Below are 16,095 nucleotides of genomic sequence, written 5' to 3' on the forward strand. Positions count from 1 at the left end.
AGCGCGGGCGCCCTCATGAGCGACGACCTCTTCGCCGGCTTCGAATCCCACTGGGTCGACACGGAGGTCGGGCGGATCTTTGCGCGGTCCCGCGGCGACGGCCCGCCCCTCGTGCTGCTCCACGGCTTCCCGCAGACACACGTGATGTGGCATCGCCTGGCGCCGACGCTCGCCGAGACGTACCGGGTCGTGTGCATGGATCTGCGCGGCTATGGCTGGTCCAGTGCCCCGAAGGGGGACGCCGCACACGAGACCTATTCCAAGCGCGCCATGGCCCGCGACGTGGTGACCGTCATGGAGGAACTGGGGGCGGTCCATTTCGCGGTGGCAGGGCATGATCGCGGCGCGCGGGTCGGCTATCGCCTGGCGCTCGACCATCCCGGCCGTGTCGAACGGCTGGCGCTGCTCGACATCCTGCCGACCTCCTACGTCTGGGCGCAGATGAAGGCCGGCAAGGTTCCGGCGGCACATTGGGCTTACCTGTCAGAGCCGTTTCCGAAGCCCGAGGAGGAAATCGGCCGCAACCCGATCCCCTATTTCGAGGGGCTCATGAAGACGTGGTCCGCCCCCGGCGATCTCAGCGCGTTCGATCCCCGCGCCATGGCGGCCTATCGGGACGGCTTCAACGAGCCATCGCGCATCCATGCCTTCTGCGAGGATTATCGCGCCGGCGCCACCCGCGACATCGAGGCCGACGAGGCCGATCTCGCGGCCGGTAAGACGATCCGCTGCCCGACGCAGCTGATCTGGAGCGATTTCTACCTGGTGAGCGGAACCAGCGGCGACTCCATCCCGCCCCTCGAGATCTGGCGGACATTCGCACCCGGCATCACCGGCATCGGGGTGTCATCCGGGCATTTCGTGGCGGAGGAAAACCCCGGCGCGACACTGGAGGCGTTGCAGACTTTCCTGAGAGCCTGAGTGCTTCATCTCGTCACGTCATTCTGAGGAGCCGCAAAAGCAGCGTCTCGAAGGATGTTCAGTGCGCTCTGGAGATGCCCCGTCCTTCGAGACAGCCTTCGGCTTCCTCAGGAAGAGGCTTCGGGTTTCACGCCCCGGCAGCACGAGGCTGTGATTGCCGCCTCACCGCCGCCCCTCGAAGAATGCCCGCAACAGGGTCGCCGCCTCGCCTTCGCGAATACCGCCGTAAACCTCGGGTGCGTGATGGCAGGTTGGCTGCTGGAAAAAGCGCACGCCGTTCTCAACGGCGCCGCCCTTGGGGTCGGCGGCGGCGAAATAGACGCGGCGAATGCGCGCGAACGAGATCGCGGCGGCGCACATGGTGCAGGGCTCGAGCGTCACGTAGAGATCGCATCCGGTCAGGCGCTCATCGTGAAGCGTCGCGCAGGCGCTGCGGATGGCGAGCAGTTCGGCATGAGCCGAAGGATCTCGCAACTCGCGCGGCCGGTTGCCCGCGGAGGCGACGACACGGCCCTCGCGCACGATCACCGCGCCGACCGGCACCTCGCCGCGTTCGGCGGCCGCACGGGCCTCGTTGAAAGCCGCGCTCATCGGATCCATTTGGGCGCTCCGGGCCTTATCCATCGTGCTCGCTTCTCCCTCTCTCCTCTGCTATCAGGCTCCCATGACCGACAGCAATGACGATGGCAAGAAAGGCCGTCCGCGAGGACGCCCTGGCCACAGCCGAACACCCGGCGACAAACCCTTCCGCAAACCCCAAGGCGACGCCGCGCGCCCCTTCCGCGCCAAGGCCGATGACGGCGAGCGCCCCCGCCGCGAAGCCGGCGACCGCCCGTTCCGCGCCCGCTCTTCCGACGACCGGCCGCGCGCGCCGCGCGAGGGTGGCGAGAGAACTTTCGACAGCCCGGAAGCCGCCGCCAAGCCATGGGCGCCCCGCGAAGGCGGCGACCGGTTTGCCCGCCCCCGCGGCGATCGTCCGGACAAGCCTTTCGGCGCCAAGCGCCCGGAGGGCGATCGCCCCTTCAAGCCACGCGGCGAATTCAAGCCTCGCACGGAAGGCGGCGAACGCCCCTTCCGCTCGCGCGGGGCCGAGGGCGACAAGCCCTTCCGCCCGCGCCGCGAGGATACTGACCGCCCGGCGCGCGGCCGCAGCAGCGAGACGCGTCCGCCGCGAGTCGAGACCAAGGCTGTCGAGCGTGCGCCGTCCGGCCGTGAGGCTCAGCTTGCGGCTCAAGCGCTGGAGCCCATCGAGGATCGGATCGCCAAGGTCATCGCCCGCGCCGGGATTGCCTCTCGCCGGGACGTCGAGGCGATGATCGCCGAGGGCCGCGTTACCCTCAACGGCAAGGTTCTCGAATCCCCCGCCATCAACGTGACGCCGTCCGACCAGATCACGGTCGATGGCGAGCCGCTGCCCATGAAGGAACGCACGCGCCTGTGGCTCTACCACAAGCCGCGCGGCCTCGTGACGACGGCCCGCGACCCTGAGGGACGCCCGACCGTGTTCGACAACCTGCCGGAGGATCTGCCGCGCGTGGTGGCGATCGGCCGGCTCGACATCAACACCGAGGGTCTTCTGCTTCTCACCAACGATGGCGGCCTTGCCCGCGTGATCGCCCATCCGAATACCGGTTGGCTGCGTCGCTACAAGGTGCGTGCGCATGGCGAAGTGAACCAGGCCGATCTCGACAACCTGCGCCACGGCGTCACCGTCGACGGCATGGAATACGGCCCCATCGAGGCGCGGCTGGACCGCGTGCAGGGCGACAACGCGTGGATCTCGCTCGGACTGCGCGAGGGCAAGAACCGCGAGGTCAAGCGCATCCTCGAACATCTCGGCCTGCAGGTGAACCGCCTGATCCGGCTTTCCTTCGGCCCGTTCCAGCTGGGCGAGCTCGAAGAGGGCATGGTCGAAGAGGTCAAGACCAAGATCCTGCGCGATCAACTGGGCGACGCACTATCGAAAGAGGCCGGCGTCGATTTCGAGAGCCCGGTGCGTGAGCCCATCGCACCCTTCGGAACCCCCGCGAAGGATGATCGCCCGGACCGTGGCGACGCGCGTCCCGACCGCGCCGCTCGCCCCTCGCGTGACCGCAACGAGGACCGCCCCCATCGCCCACGCGAGGGCGACCGCGGCGAGGAGCGCCCACGCTATTCGCGCTCGGAAGGCGATCGCCCCACCCGGGGCCGTGGCGACGACCGCCGCGGCGCGGAGGAGGAAGCGCCGCGCAAGCGACCCTCGCGCCTCGAGCCCAAGACCAGCATCTGGCGGGCCTCAGACAGCGACGAAGCGATGAGCAAGAAAAGTCCACGCCGAGGCGCCGATCCCCGCGCGGCCCGTGCAGTGGCGGCCGAGCGGCCGCGCCAGCGGGCCGGCGCCATCGAATCCGCCGAAGGCCGCAAAGTGAAGGTCGAACGGCTGGTGAGCGCGCCGAGGGATGAGGAGGCCCCGCGCAAGCCGCGCCGGGATCCGTTCCGCGCGGCTCCCGCAGGCGACGACCGTCCGCGCCGTCGTCCCGAGCGCGACGACAGCCCGCCACGGCGTGAGCGCGAAAGCAGCCTCGGTCGTCCGCCGCGCCGGGATGACGACCGCCCGGCGCGTCCAAGTGGCGACCGGCCTTTCCGCGCGCGTCCCGAGGGCAGCGAGCGTCCCCGCCCGCCACAAGGCGAGCGCCCGTTCCGCGCTCGCAGCGACGAGGGCGAGCGTCCGCGCGCCCCGCGCGGTGATCGTCCGAGCGGTGATAGGCCCTTCCGCGCCCGCCCCGAGGGCGATGCGCGTCCCCGCAAGCCGCAAGGCGAGCGCCCGTTCAGGGCCCGCAGCGAAGCCGGCGATCGTCCGACCGGCGACCGGCCGTTCCGTGCCCGTCCCGAGGGCGGTGAGCGTCCCCGCGCGCCGCAAGGTGAGCGTCCGTTCGGCGAGCGTCCGCGCAGTCCTCGGCCCCAGGGCGACCGCCCGTTCCGGGCCGGCGGCGATGACCGTCCGCGCCGTGGTCCGCCACGGGGCGATGGCGCTCAGCGCAGCGGACCGAGAGGCGGCGCGAAGGGCGGCCCCGGCGGCGGCTTCAAGAGCGGCCCTCGTGGCGGCTTCAAGGGCGGTCCGAAAGGCGGCCCCAAGGGGCGTCGTCCGTGAGGCATAGGCCGTGAGAATTGTGGGCGGGCGCTGGCGCGGCCGTTCGCTGGCGGGACCGAGAACGGACGCGATCCGTCCGACTTCGGACCGCCTGCGCGAATCCCTCTTCAACGTGTTGCAGCACGGCTATGACGATGCGATCGAGGGCGCGCGCGTTCTCGATCTCTTTGCCGGCACCGGCGCGATGGGCCTGGAAGCGCTCTCGCGCGGCGCCGCCTTCGCGCTGTTCGTGGATGAGGGCTCGGAAGCCCGCAGCCTGATCCGCGAAAACGTGGAGGCGCTCGGCGCCGGCGGCGCGACGCGCCTCTTCCGCCGCGACGCCACCCGCATGGGCGCGGCGGCCCCGAATGCACCGTTCTCACTCGTGTTCTGCGATCCACCTTACGGAAAAGATCTGGCCCCCAAAGCGCTCACGGCCTGCGCCGAAGGCGGCTGGCTGACGCGCGACGCGCTCGTGGTGGTGGAAGAGGCCCACGGCGCGGCGCTGACGCTGCCTGAGGGGTTTGGCGAGATCGAGCGGCGGGACTACGGGGAGACGCAAGTGGTGTTCGGACGGTTCGAACGATAAGCCCTTCAATCAACGCCGCCCGAACAGCCGCTCGATATCCGACAGCTTCAGCTCCACATAAGTCGGCCGGCCGTGATTGCATTGGCCGGAGAGGGGCGTGACTTCCATTTCGCGCAGGAGCGCGTTCATTTCCTCGGGCTTCAACCGGCGTCCGGCGCGGATCGAGCCGTGGCATGACATGCGCGACAGAACCGCATCGAGGCGGGTCTCCACCGGGCTCTCGCTCCCCTCGCCCCATTCGGCCAACGCATCGGCCACATCCTGCACCAGAGCCTTGATGCGCCCGCCCGCGAGCGCGGACGGGACTTCACGCACCAGCAGGGCACCCGATCCGAATGGCTCGACCACCAGTCCGAGGCTCGCCAGCGTTTCGGCCTCGGCGACGACGCGATCGGCATCGACGGGGTCGAGATCGACGACGTCGGGGATGAGCAGCAATTGCCGCGCGATGCCGGACGAGTCGCGCTCGCGTTTCAGGCGCTCGTAGACGAGGCGTTCATGCGCCGCGTGCTGGTCGACGATGACGATGCCGTCCTGAGTCTGCGCGACGATGTAAGTGCCGTGAACCTGCGCGCGCGCCGCCCCGAGCGGCGCCGCCTCGATAGCAGAATCGTTCTCATGGTGCGGCGCGCGGCTGTCGGCGGAGGGCGCGGCGAATTCCGAAAAGGCGCGTTGCGGCTCGGCGAAGCCTTGGCCATAGGTCGGCGCGACCGGCGCCTGCCAACCCGCGAAGGTGTGCGCGGCGCGGATCGATGGTCCGCGATGCAGGCCGGCCTTCATGTGCAGCGGGTGATGCGACGGATGAGGACCGTGCGGCCGAAGACTGTCGAGCGTGCGCATGCCGCCCGTGGTGGCCGAGCGGAATCCTGAACGCGTGATGGACTCCTTCAGCGCTCCCACGACGAAACCGCGGATGAACGCCGGATCGCGGAAGCGCACTTCGGTCTTCGCCGGATGCACGTTCACGTCCACGTCGCGCGGGTTGAGATCGATCATCAGCGCGAGGATCGGATGACGATCCGACGCCATCACATCCGCATAGGCACCGCGCACCGCGCCGAGCAGCAGTTTGTCGCGCACCGGGCGCCCGTTGACGACGAAATGGATGTGGGTCGAGGTGCCGCGATGATAGGTCGGCAATCCGGCAAATCCGCTGACCCGGACGCCCTCGCGCTCGACGCCGATGGTCATGGCGTTGTCGTTGAACTCAGCACCCAGCACGCGCGACAGACGGCGCAGGAAACCGTGCTCGCTCGCCTCTTCGGGCGCGTAGGTGAACGGCGTGATGTGTTCGCCCGCAAGCGTGAAACGGATCGCCGGATGCGCGATGGCGAGACGCTTCACGATCTCGGCCACCGCCTGCGCCTCGGAGCGGTCGCTCTTGAGGAACTTCAAGCGCGCCGGCGTCGCGGCGAAAAGGTCCGTCACCTCGATCCGCGTGCCCGCCGGCGCCGAGGCAGGCCGCACCGGGCCTTTCACGCCGGCCTCGACAACGATGGATGATGCGGCTTGCGCTTCGGCGGTTCGCGTCGTGATGGCAAGACGCGCCACCGCACCGATAGAGGGCAAGGCCTCACCGCGAAACCCGAGCGTGTTGATGGCAAACAGATCACCGTCGGGGATTTTCGACGTGGCATGACGCTCGACTGCCAACGCCAGATCCTCCGGCGACATTCCCTGCCCGTCATCGACCACCCGGATGAGCTTGCGCCCGCCCGCCTCGATGGCGATCTCGATGGAGCGCGCACCCGCATCGACCGCGTTCTCGACCAGTTCCTTCACGGCCGCCGCCGGACGTTCGACGACCTCGCCGGCGGCGATGCGGTCGACCAGAATGGGATCGAGGCGGCGGACGTTCATAGGGCGTTGACACTCACGCGATTCGGAAGAGGAGAATAGGCGTTGGGGCGCGCAGGTTCCAGCCGACACGAGGGACTCTCTTCCCCTTGCGGGGAGGAGTTGGAGGTTGGGGTCGGACAGTCGAGCTCGTCGCCTTGTTGTCGAGGGAAGGCCGGTTCGTCCGAACCCGACATTCATCGGGATGAACCCGGTCGTTCCACCCCCACCCCGACCCTCCCCGCAAGGGGGAGGGAATCGCTCGTCAGTTCGCCTCTGTCAGATATTGCTTGGCGAGGATCTTGCCCTCCTCGACAGCTGGCTGATCGAACGGATCGACGCCGAGCGCATAGCCGGTGAGGATCGTCTCCAGCATGTAATGCATCAGCAATTCCCCGAGCGAGCGCTCGTTCAGTTTGTCGATATGCAGCGTGCGGGTGGCGCGACCGTTTCGCGCCAGGGTGTCGGCGGTGGCGCGGCCCTGTGCGGCCACGAGATCGCCGATACGCCTGCCCGCAAATCCGGGCTCGCCTGCGCGCTTCGACAGCTTCTCGTCCATCATCGGCCCGATGCCGGCGACGCCGGTCGTCATGATGGTGAAGAGCTTGTCGTTCGGCCCACCGAGATAGAGCTGCATCTGGCTGTGCTGATCGACCGGACCGATGGCCGCGACCGGCTGCGAGCCCTTGCCGTCCTTGCCGATGCTTTCGGCCCACAACTGAACCCACCAGCGGGCGAAGCGTTCGAGGCGGTCGGCATACGCCATGGTGACGGTGATGTTCCGCCCCTCGAGCCCCACCGCGATATTGAGGGCGGCGCCGAGCGCTGCCGGAATGTCCCTGGCGCTTCCGCCGGCACGCAGCGGATCGTAGGCATCCGCGGCCCCCTGTCGGACGGCCGCGATGTCGAGGCCGAGAACGGCGGCGGGCAGAAGCCCCACATTGGTCAAGACGGAGAAGCGACCGCCGACGCCGGGGTCATGGTCGAGGAAGCGCACGCCTTCGGGTTCGAGCAGATCGCGCAACCCGTTCTTTCGACCGGCCACGCGGGGCTCGGATAGTCCAAGGATCGTGTCGGCGGGCCGGGCGCGCAACCCCGCCCTCTCGAGCGCGCACAACACCGCAATCGTCTGCATCAGCGTTTCGCCGGTGCCGCCGGATTTCGAGATGGCCACGAAACGGGTGGAGGAGAGCGGCAGCTTGTGCAGAATATGGTCGAAGGTGATCGGATCGAGATTGTCGAGAAAATGCACACGCGGGCCGTCGATGAAGCGTCCGGCACCCGGCACCGCATAATCCTTGAGCTGCGCCAGCGCCTGGCCGCCGAGGCTCGAGCCGCCGGTGCCGAGGAACACCACATCGGTCGCGTCGCGCCGCAGGAAGGACGCCGCCTCCCGGATCGATGCCAGATCGTCGGTTGCATAAGGCAGCTTGAGCAGCGGCAGGCGGCCGGACGCGTCATCATCCGAAAGCCGCGCCAGAGCGGTCTCGACAGCCGACAAGGCCGCGTCGAGCGCCATGGTCGGAAGGCCGCTCGCGCCGATCTTGGATGCAAGGGCGAGTTCAATCGATTGCTGCAACGCCATTCAGGAATGCCTCCGACAAGTCTTTCAACAGGACCAGAACACTAGGGCAGCGGCAGGGCGGCGGCTAGGGCGGGACCGTTCAGAGCCCCGTCGGCCGCCCCGCAATCACCGTCAGCATTTTGCCGGTGCCGAAGATTCGATCGCTGGCGCTGCGAATATCGGCCTGCGTGACGGCCGCCACGAGTTCGTTGCGGCGGGCGATGTAATCGATGCCGAGTCCCTCGAACGCGATCTGCACCAGCGTATGGGCGATCTTGGTGGAAGTGTCGAAGCCCAGCGCATAGGAGCCGATGAGGTAGTCCTTGGCTTTTTGCAATTCCTCGTCGGTGGGGCCGTCGGCGTGAAGTCTCGCAATTTCGGAGGCGATGACGTCGAGACACTCAGCCACGCGCTCGTTCTTGGTCGCCGTATAGCCCCAGGTCATGGAGGCGGCGCGGTAGCTCACAAGGGACGTGCCCACGCTGTAGGCAAGGCCGCGCTTCTCCCGGACTTCCTGAAACAGCCGCGACGTGAAGGCGCCGCCGCCGAGGATGTGGTTAAGCACGTAGGCGGGAATGAAGCCGGGATCGCACCAGGTGATGCCGTGCGTCCCGAAGCGGATCACCGATTGCGGCACATCGAGATCGGCGACAAGGCGCTGGCCGGTGGCGACCAGCGAGGCCGGTTCGATAATGCGAAGCGGCTTCGCCTCGTGAAGCGAGCCGAACACCTTGTCGATCAACACCGACAAGCGGTCGGCATCGATGGCGCCAACGACCGCGATCTTGACGCGGCCGCGCGCGATCAGGAGGCGGTGCATCGCCACGAGATCATCCCGCGTGATCGCCGCGACGCTCTCCGCCGTGCCGGAGGTCGGGCGCGAATAAGGGTGCCCCGGAAAGCCTGCCTCGAAGAACCGGCGCGTGGCCATCACGCCCGGGTCGTTCTGCTGGTAGCGCAAACCGGCAATCGTCTGGGCGCGAACGCGCTCGATGGCATCGGCATCAAAGCGCGGCTCCGCAAGGGCGAGGCGCAGCAGCTCGAACGCCTCATCGGCGTGTTTCACCAAGGTTTTTAGCGAGCCGCCGATGGCATCGTTCCCGGCGTTGAACGAGAGTTCGATCGCGCGTCCGGCGAGACGTTCCTGGAACGCATCCGAATCATAATTCCCCGCGCCCTCGTCGAGCAGGCGGCCGAGCATCTGCGCCACGCCCGGCTTGTCCACGGGGTCATGCGCGGCGCCGCCCTCGAACGTGAAGGCGACGGCGATCAGCGGCACGACATCGGATTCGACGTGCCACGCTTCGACACCCCCCGGGGATATCAGCGCCTTCACGACAGTCGGCGACGCGGAACGGGTTTCAACGGTGGGTGTCATGGGACTCTCACTCAAAAACAGGCGATCAGGCGGCAGGCTTTTGCAGGTATCCGGTCACGGATCGGCGCGGGATGAGGAACCGCTCGGCAACCGATGCGAGATCGTCCTTCAACACCGCCTCGATCTGTCCCGGCCAACACCGCACATCGTCGATGGTCTCGCCGATGGCGAGCGCCGAGCCGTAGATGCGCGCAAGCGAAGACTGGCTGTCGGTCGAATAGATCGTCTCGGCGACGAGGCGTATCTTGGCCCGCTCGATGGCCTCGACGTCGAGTGCATCCGCGGAGATCGTCCGCAGGGCGGCGTCGACCGCCTGTTCGAGCGCCTCGAGCGATACGCCCTCGGCCGGAACAGCGTAGACGCTGAAACGTGTCTCTTCCATCGCCGACGACATGTACCAGGCGCCCGCATTGACGGCGACGCCCTGCTCGAGAACGAGCGTGCGATAGAGATAGGATGTCGGGCCGCCCCCGATCACTTCCGCCAGGAGTTCGAGCGCGTAGCAATCGCCCTCGTTGACGGAGCGGCAGGACGGAACCAGGTAAAGCCGCTGCAATGTGGGCTGCTCGACCTTCGGATCCGAAACCGTGATGTGCCGTGCAGCGACAGGCTCGGGCTCTTGCGGACGAAAGCGCACGGGCCGCTCTCCCCGTGCGGGAACGCGACCATAGGTCTCTTCGCTGAGACGGCGCACTTCATCGGGCGTCACGTCCCCGGCAACGACCAGAATCGCATTTTCCGGCGAATAGAAGCGGTTGTAGTAGTCGAGCGCGTTCTGGCGGTTCAGGCCCTCGATCTCATGCATCCAGCCGATAATCGGGATGCCGTAGGGATGATGCACGAACAACGCCGCAGCCATCGCCTCGGAAAGCTGCGCCGACGGATCGGTCTCGACCCGCATGCGGCGCTCTTCCAGCACCACGTCGCGCTCAGGCGCGATGACGCTCTCGTCGAGCAGCAGGTTGGTCATGCGGTCGGATTCGAACTCCATCATGGTCTTGAGGTGTTCGCGGGTGACGCGCTGGAAATAGGCCGTGTAGTCGAACGACGTGAAGGCATTCTCCTGACCGCCGAGGCTCGATACGACCTTGGAGAATTCGCCCGCCGGGTGTTTTGCCGTTCCCTTGAACATCAGGTGTTCGAGAAAATGCGCGATGCCGGATTGTCCAAGCGGATCATCAGCCGAGCCGTTGCGATACCAGATCATGTGCGTCACGACCGGCACGCGGTGATCGGGGATCACCACTACATCCAGCCCGTTCGCAAGCGTGAACGACGCGACCTCTGGACCACCACCATCCGTGCGTCCGAAAGGCGGAGCATCGGTGCGTCGATTGGGCCGGGGGACATTATCCATAGCAGTTCAACCTTGGCGGAATCGGATCGGCTGGAGCGGTTCTCCTACGGGAGATACTGCAATCCGACGATCAAGCAAGCGAAGCAGTGCACCTTTGGGTGCAGGCGAAGCAGTTCGGAGGGCCGTGCAGGGTCCAAAAACGCCTTCGGGCGAAGCGGAAAACCGTTCGCCCGAAGGACAAGGCAGGCTATCGAAAAAATCAGCGCTTTTGCTGCTGCTGAATGAAGCCGAGCGGGCTGTCGGGATCGACAACAGGCATTTCATCAACGGAGGCCTTGAGCGGCGCCCCGCCCTGCGCCTTCAGAAGCGGCGCCGGAGGATCCGTGAGATAGCGACGCTCGAGGCCATCGCCGGAGAGCTTCACGTCCTGGCCGACCTGGAACGAGCGCAGCTCGTCGGGGCTCATCTTGCTGTTATCGGCCTGTCCGCCCGTCAGGGGCGGCGGCGATTGAATATAGTTGTTCGGGTTGCGGCCAGCGCGCATTTCCTCGGCCGAAAGCACTCCAGACTGATTGGCCCGGTAGGTATCGCGGCTGGTCGCCGGCGCACGCGCATCCGCTGCGGCCCTGCGAGCCGCCGCCACATCCGGGTCCTTCGGCCAGTTGGCGTTTGCCTCGGCACCGCGCGAAGGGGCAGGCGCGCGCAATTCCATCTTGGGCGGCAGGACGAGTGGCGGGCGCTCATTATAGTTGATCGGTGGCTTTTCCTTGGGGATGATGCCGATGCTGCCGAGGAGGCTCTTGACGGCCTCGCCTTCCTGAGCCGACGCGCCAGAGGCCGCGACCATGAGCGCGAGCGCGCCCGCGCAACCAAAGACCTTCAATCCCCTCATGGCACCCACCTTCTTGAAATTCCCATTCTGGCTGAACGCCTGCCCGCCTATTCGGGCGAACATAAGGCGGCCCCGAGATCCGGCGTCTCGCTCAGGCAAGCCGGCGCCGTTCCAGCACGAAGGAGTCATAGAGCAAACCGACCACCCCCGCAACGATGGCCGCATCCGCCACGTTGAACACGTACCAGGACCAGCCGCCGAGCCCGAATTGGATGAAATCGAAGACGGCCCCATAGGCCAGCCGGTCGATGACGTTGCCGATGGCGCCCCCGACGATCAGGGCGAGGGACGCCGCGAGAAGGCGACCCGTCGTCCGGCGGATCCACACCGAGAGAGCGATGGCAGCGACGATCGAGACCCCGATGAGGATCCAGCGTCCGAGATCCGTATGCTGCTGGAACAGGCCGTAGGAAATCCCCCGGTTCCAGACCACGATCAGGTTGAGGAATGGCGTCAACGCCACCGGTTCACGGACCGGCAGGTCGAAAATGAACAATGTGTAGAGCTTCGTCGCCTGATCGAGGACCAGGGTCAGAAGCGCCACAATCAGGCCGAGGCGGGCGGGCGAAACTGTCACGCGGCAGCCCTCGCCCGGTCCCACTCGCGCAAGGCCTCGGCGTCTCTGGGCGTCACATCCGGGTATTCGGGATCACTCCCGACCCCGGGCGAGACCTTCCACGACCGGGCGCATTTGCGCCCCTCCGCAAGGGCGGAGACGACGGTCACGCCCTTCACATCGTCGAGGCGGAAGGCGTCGGCGGGTCCCTCCGTCGTTTCAATGCGGATGCCGGACGTGATGCAGATCTCCGCGAGATCGAGTCCCTCGATCGCCTCGCGCAGGCTGCCGTCGGTCAGGTAGACGACGGGTGCCGCCTCGAGGCTCGCGCCGATGCGCTTTTGGGCGCGCTCGATCTCGAGTGCTCCGGTGACGACCCGGCGGACGCGGCGGATCTTGGCCCAGCGCGCCGCCAGTGCATCATCGCGCCACGCGGCGGGAATTTCCGGGAAGGTTTCGAGATGCACTGACTCGGCTTGCGGATAGCGAGCGAGCCATGCCTCTTCGGCCGTGAAAGCGAGGATCGGCGCAATCCAGGTGGCGACCGCCCGGAACGTGATGTCGATCACGGTCAGAGCGCTTTTGCGCTCGTTGCTCGACAACGGATCGCAATAGAGCGCGTCCTTGCGAATATCGAAATAGAACGCCGACAGGTCGCTGGTCAGGAACGAGTTCAGAAGCGCGATGACGCGCTTGTAGTCGAAGCTGCGATACGCTTCGCGCATGTCGACATCGAGTTCGGCGAGACGATGCAACACGAACCGTTCGAGCTCCGGCATGTCGCCGACCGCGACCTTGTCGGCCTCGCTGAAATGTCCAAGCGAACCGAGCATCCAGCGGATCGTGTTGCGGAGCTTGCGGTAGGTCTCGACGAAGGTCTTCAGGATCTCGGGACCGATGCGTAGATCGTCCGAGTAATCGGACGCCGCCACCCACAGGCGCAGGATGTCGGCGCCGGAATCCTGGATGACTTTCTGCGGCGCCACCACGTTGCCGATCGACTTCGACATCTTCTGCCCCTTCTCGTCGAGCACGAAGCCGTGGGTCAGAACGATGTCGTAGGGCGCGCGTCCGCGCGTGCCGCAGCTCTCCAGCAGCGACGAGTGGAACCAGCCGCGATGCTGGTCGGTGCCTTCGAGATACATCACCTGATCCGGACCGCCATCGACCTTGCGGGTGACCTTCAGATCCTCGCGCTTCTCCAGCGCAAAGGCGTGGGTGCAACCGGAATCAAACCACACATCGAGGATATCGTCGATCTTGTCGAAATCCTCGACCTTGTGCCCGCCGGCTGCGAGGAACCGCGCGCCGTCATCCACGTACCAGGCATCAGCACCCTCGGTCTCGAACGCTTCGGCAATCGCCGCATTCACACGCTCGTCCTTCAGGATCTCGCTCGTCCCCTTGCGCACGAAAACTGCGATCGGCACGCCCCAGGCGCGCTGGCGCGACACGACCCAATCGGGACGGTTCTCGATCATGCCGGTGATCCGGTTCTCGCCCGATTCCGGCACCCACTCGACCGTCTTGATCGCATGAAGGGCGCGCTGCCGCAGCGTGTCGCCGTGATTGTCGAGGGGCTTGTCCATCGCAATGAACCATTGCGGCGTATTGCGGAACAGGAGCGGTGCCTTCGAGCGCCAGGAATGCGGGTATTGGTGCTTCAGCCGGCCGCGGGCGATGAGTGCGCCGGCTTCCGCCATCTTCCTGATCACCGCGTCGTTGGCGCCGCCATCCTTGCCCTTGTCGTCATAGACCCGCTCGCCGGCAAAAAACGGGATATCGGGGAAGTACGAGGAATCGGGCGACACCGTGTGCGGCACTTGCGGCGTGCCGCATTCCTCGAACACCGCCTTGTGCTTGATGAACGTGTTGTAATCGTCCGCCCCGTGGCCGGGCGCCGTGTGCACGAAGCCCGTGCCCGCGTCGTCGGTCACATAATCGGCGGGCAGCACCGGCACGGCAAAATCCCAATAGCCATTCGCGCCATCGAGGCCGCGGAACGGATGCGCCGTGCGTTCGATCATGACCGGCAGCACATCCTTGATGCGCTCATGGGCGGTCACACGCGCCGCCGCGAAGACATCGGCCGCGAGTTTGTCGGCCAGCACATAGCGATCGCCGACCTTGGCCCAGTTGTCGCCCGCGGCTTCGGTGACCTTGTAGAGGCCATAGGCGATGTTCTCGCCATAGGCGATGGCGCGATTTGCCGGAATCGTCCACGGGGTCGTCGTCCAGATGACCACCGAGGCGCCCTCGAGATCGCCGTCGATCGTGTCGGTGATCGGAAATTTCACCCAGATCGTGCTCGACGTCTTCTCGTGATATTCGACCTCGGCCTCGGCGAGCGCGGTCTTTTCCACTGACGACCACATTACCGGCTTGGAGCCGCGATAGAGCTGGTCGCTCATGGCAAAGCTCATGATTTCGCGCGCGATCTGGGCTTCGGCATTGAACGACATGGTGGCGTAGGGATTGTCCCAATCGCCCTCGACCGCGAGGCGCTTGAATTCCTGGCGCTGCACGTCGATCCATTTTTCCGCGAAGGCGCGGCACTCGCGACGGAACTCGACGACCGGGACGTCGTCCTTGTTCTTGCCCTTCGCGCGATATTCCTCCTCGATCTTCCACTCGATCGGAAGGCCGTGGCAATCCCAGCCGGGAACGTAATTGGAATCGAAACCGAGCATGCCCTGCGAACGGACCACAAGATCCTTCAGGATCTTGTTGAGGGCGTGCCCGATATGGATGTTGCCGTTGGCATAGGGGGGGCCATCGTGAAGTACGAAACGGGGCCGGCCCTTCTGGACCTCGCGCAGGCGCTCATAAAGCTTCGTCTCTTCCCAACGCTTGAGGAGCTGCGGTTCTCTCTGGGGAAGACCCGCCCGCATGGGAAAGTCGGTCTTGGGCAGGAAAAGCGTCTCGGAATAGTCGCGAGCCGGGGTTTCTGTCTTGTCGGTCATGGCGGTCAATGGATCTCGGGCGTTCCGCTGGAGCGCGGCGCAATCAGGCGTTTTTCTTGAGGACACGGCTCAAATCCCGGACTTCGCACTCAAGCGAGGGCCGGGCCGGTAATTCGCAGAATGCGCGCGCCAACCGCACGTAAAGCATGAAAAGCCTGGGGCATGGGCTGCCTTTTAGCAGCGCCGCGCCGCAGAATAAAGCGCGCTCGGGGCGATTGGCCCCTTGAAAAAGCGCGGCTGCGGCCCGACCCTTTCGTCGACCCCTCACCTTTGGTGAAAGTGACTTCTCCGATGACCTCCACTCCCGTGGCCGCCCCCCACCGCTCCAAGGCCGGTTTCGACCTCTCCCCGCCCTCTCCCGAGCAATATTCGGCGCTCGTTGCCGATCTCGACGACGAGGAGCGCCGCATTCTTCTGGATCACGGCACCGAGCGTCCATTCTGCGGCATCTTCAACGAGGCCAAGGGCAAGGGAACCTATGGCTGCCGGCTCTGCGGCCTGCCCCTCTTCAAATCGGGCACGAAATTCGAGTCGGGCACCGGCTGGCCGAGCTTCTTCGACCCGATCGACCGGGATCATCTCGCATTTGTGACCGACCAAGGCTACGGCATGGTGCGCACGGAAATCCGCTGCGCGCGCTGCGAGGGTCATCTCGGCCACGTGTTCGATGACGGCCCGCCGCCAACCGGCGAGCGCTATTGCATGAATTCGGTATCCTTGCGCTTCGTGGCCGAGGGCGATCCCCTACCCGACGCACTGGGGCGCGGTGCGCCGGAGGGAGAGCGGCTTGTCTAGGAGCCCGACGGCGTCATAATGCGAAGCGGGTTTCGTTCGCCGAACCCGCGAGGACCGATGGTGTCAATAAACGCGGATGCGAGAGCGGGACGGCCCGCCGCAACGGAGGCGGCCCGGCCGAATTTCTACGCGGGGCTGCCTGTCTTCGACAGCTTTGAAAACCTGACCGACCCCTCGATCTACACGGCGCTGCCA

General features: G+C 66.2%; 12 protein-coding genes. 4 read left to right on the forward strand and 8 right to left on the reverse strand.

Annotated elements, in window-relative coordinates; genetic code table 11:
- The first annotated feature begins 15 nt into the window (after positions 1–15).
- Positions 16–921, forward strand: a complete 906-nt coding sequence (locus FEZ63_RS17745) for an alpha/beta fold hydrolase (RefSeq protein ID WP_150946956.1) — start codon at positions 16–18, stop codon at positions 919–921.
- 162 nt (positions 922–1,083) lie between these two features.
- Here FEZ63_RS17745 and FEZ63_RS17750 read toward each other — a convergent pair whose 3' ends face one another.
- A complete protein-coding gene (locus tag FEZ63_RS17750; RefSeq protein ID WP_201274194.1) occupies positions 1,084–1,512 on the reverse strand; it encodes a nucleoside deaminase in 429 nt (142 codons plus the stop codon).
- A 73-nt stretch (positions 1,513–1,585) separates the two neighbouring features.
- Here FEZ63_RS17750 and FEZ63_RS17755 point away from each other — a divergent pair, with 73 nt between their 5' ends.
- Complete coding sequence (locus FEZ63_RS17755; RefSeq protein ID WP_150946960.1) at positions 1,586–4,051, forward strand: pseudouridine synthase; 2,466 nt, start codon at positions 1,586–1,588, stop codon at positions 4,049–4,051.
- Positions 4,052–4,061: 10 nt separating this feature from the next.
- Positions 4,062–4,619: a 16S rRNA (guanine(966)-N(2))-methyltransferase RsmD gene (gene rsmD / locus FEZ63_RS17760; protein WP_150946962.1), complete on the forward strand. Its 558-nt coding sequence runs from the start codon at positions 4,062–4,064 to the stop codon at positions 4,617–4,619.
- 9 nt (positions 4,620–4,628) lie between these two features.
- Here the strand turns inward: rsmD and mutL are convergent, their stop codons facing one another.
- The 7 genes from mutL to ileS form a co-directional block, all read right to left on the reverse strand.
- Positions 4,629–6,479: a DNA mismatch repair endonuclease MutL gene (gene mutL, locus FEZ63_RS17765; RefSeq protein ID WP_150946964.1), complete on the reverse strand. Its 1,851-nt coding sequence runs from the start codon at positions 6,477–6,479 to the stop codon at positions 4,629–4,631.
- A 241-nt stretch (positions 6,480–6,720) separates the two neighbouring features.
- Entirely contained in the window at positions 6,721–8,040 is a 1,320-nt protein-coding gene (locus tag FEZ63_RS17770) for a glucose-6-phosphate isomerase (RefSeq protein WP_150946966.1), read from the reverse strand.
- Positions 8,041–8,119: 79 nt separating this feature from the next.
- Positions 8,120–9,397 (reverse strand): M16 family metallopeptidase, encoded by a 1,278-nt coding sequence (locus FEZ63_RS17775; RefSeq protein WP_150946968.1) that lies wholly within the window; start codon positions 9,395–9,397, stop codon positions 8,120–8,122.
- Between the two features lie 25 nt (positions 9,398–9,422).
- On the reverse strand, positions 9,423–10,754 hold the full coding sequence (locus FEZ63_RS17780) for a M16 family metallopeptidase (RefSeq protein WP_150946970.1): 1,332 nt from the start codon (positions 10,752–10,754) through the stop codon (positions 9,423–9,425).
- 199 nt (positions 10,755–10,953) lie between these two features.
- Positions 10,954–11,649, reverse strand: coding sequence for a hypothetical protein (locus tag FEZ63_RS17785; protein ID WP_150946972.1), 696 nt, complete (start codon positions 11,647–11,649; stop codon positions 10,954–10,956).
- A gap of 28 nt (positions 11,650–11,677) precedes the next feature.
- A complete protein-coding gene (gene lspA, locus FEZ63_RS17790) occupies positions 11,678–12,163 on the reverse strand; it encodes a signal peptidase II (protein ID WP_150946975.1) in 486 nt (161 codons plus the stop codon).
- Entirely contained in the window at positions 12,160–15,105 is a 2,946-nt protein-coding gene (gene ileS, locus FEZ63_RS17795; RefSeq protein ID WP_150946978.1) for an isoleucine--tRNA ligase, read from the reverse strand. The genes lspA and ileS overlap by 4 nt, the downstream gene beginning before the upstream one ends.
- Before the next feature lie 291 nt (positions 15,106–15,396).
- Between ileS and msrB the strand changes: the two genes are divergently transcribed.
- Positions 15,397–15,900, forward strand: coding sequence for a peptide-methionine (R)-S-oxide reductase MsrB (gene msrB / locus FEZ63_RS17800; RefSeq protein WP_150946980.1), 504 nt, complete (start codon positions 15,397–15,399; stop codon positions 15,898–15,900).
- The last annotated feature ends 195 nt before the right edge of the window (positions 15,901–16,095 follow it).

Source organism: Microvirga brassicacearum (assembly GCF_008757455.1).
GTDB lineage: Bacteria > Pseudomonadota > Alphaproteobacteria > Rhizobiales > Beijerinckiaceae > Microvirga > Microvirga brassicacearum.

Excerpts from the sequence above, each read along its gene's own strand:
- FEZ63_RS17745 (WP_150946956.1), top strand. The coding sequence starts at position 16 with ATGAGCGACGACCTCTTCGCCGGCTTCGAATCCCACTGGGTCGACACG.
- FEZ63_RS17750 (WP_201274194.1), bottom strand. The coding sequence starts at position 1,512 with ATGAGCGCGGCTTTCAACGAGGCCCGTGCGGCCGCCGAACGCGGCGAG.
- FEZ63_RS17755 (WP_150946960.1), top strand. The coding sequence starts at position 1,586 with ATGACCGACAGCAATGACGATGGCAAGAAAGGCCGTCCGCGAGGACGC.
- mutL (WP_150946964.1), bottom strand. The coding sequence starts at position 6,479 with ATGAACGTCCGCCGCCTCGATCCCATTCTGGTCGACCGCATCGCCGCC.
- FEZ63_RS17770 (WP_150946966.1), bottom strand. The coding sequence starts at position 8,040 with ATGGCGTTGCAGCAATCGATTGAACTCGCCCTTGCATCCAAGATCGGC.
- FEZ63_RS17775 (WP_150946968.1), bottom strand. The coding sequence starts at position 9,397 with ATGACACCCACCGTTGAAACCCGTTCCGCGTCGCCGACTGTCGTGAAG.
- FEZ63_RS17780 (WP_150946970.1), bottom strand. The coding sequence starts at position 10,754 with ATGGATAATGTCCCCCGGCCCAATCGACGCACCGATGCTCCGCCTTTC.
- FEZ63_RS17785 (WP_150946972.1), bottom strand. The coding sequence starts at position 11,649 with ATGTTCGCCCGAATAGGCGGGCAGGCGTTCAGCCAGAATGGGAATTTC.
- ileS (WP_150946978.1), bottom strand. The coding sequence starts at position 15,105 with ATGACCGACAAGACAGAAACCCCGGCTCGCGACTATTCCGAGACGCTT.
- msrB (WP_150946980.1), top strand. The coding sequence starts at position 15,397 with ATGACCTCCACTCCCGTGGCCGCCCCCCACCGCTCCAAGGCCGGTTTC.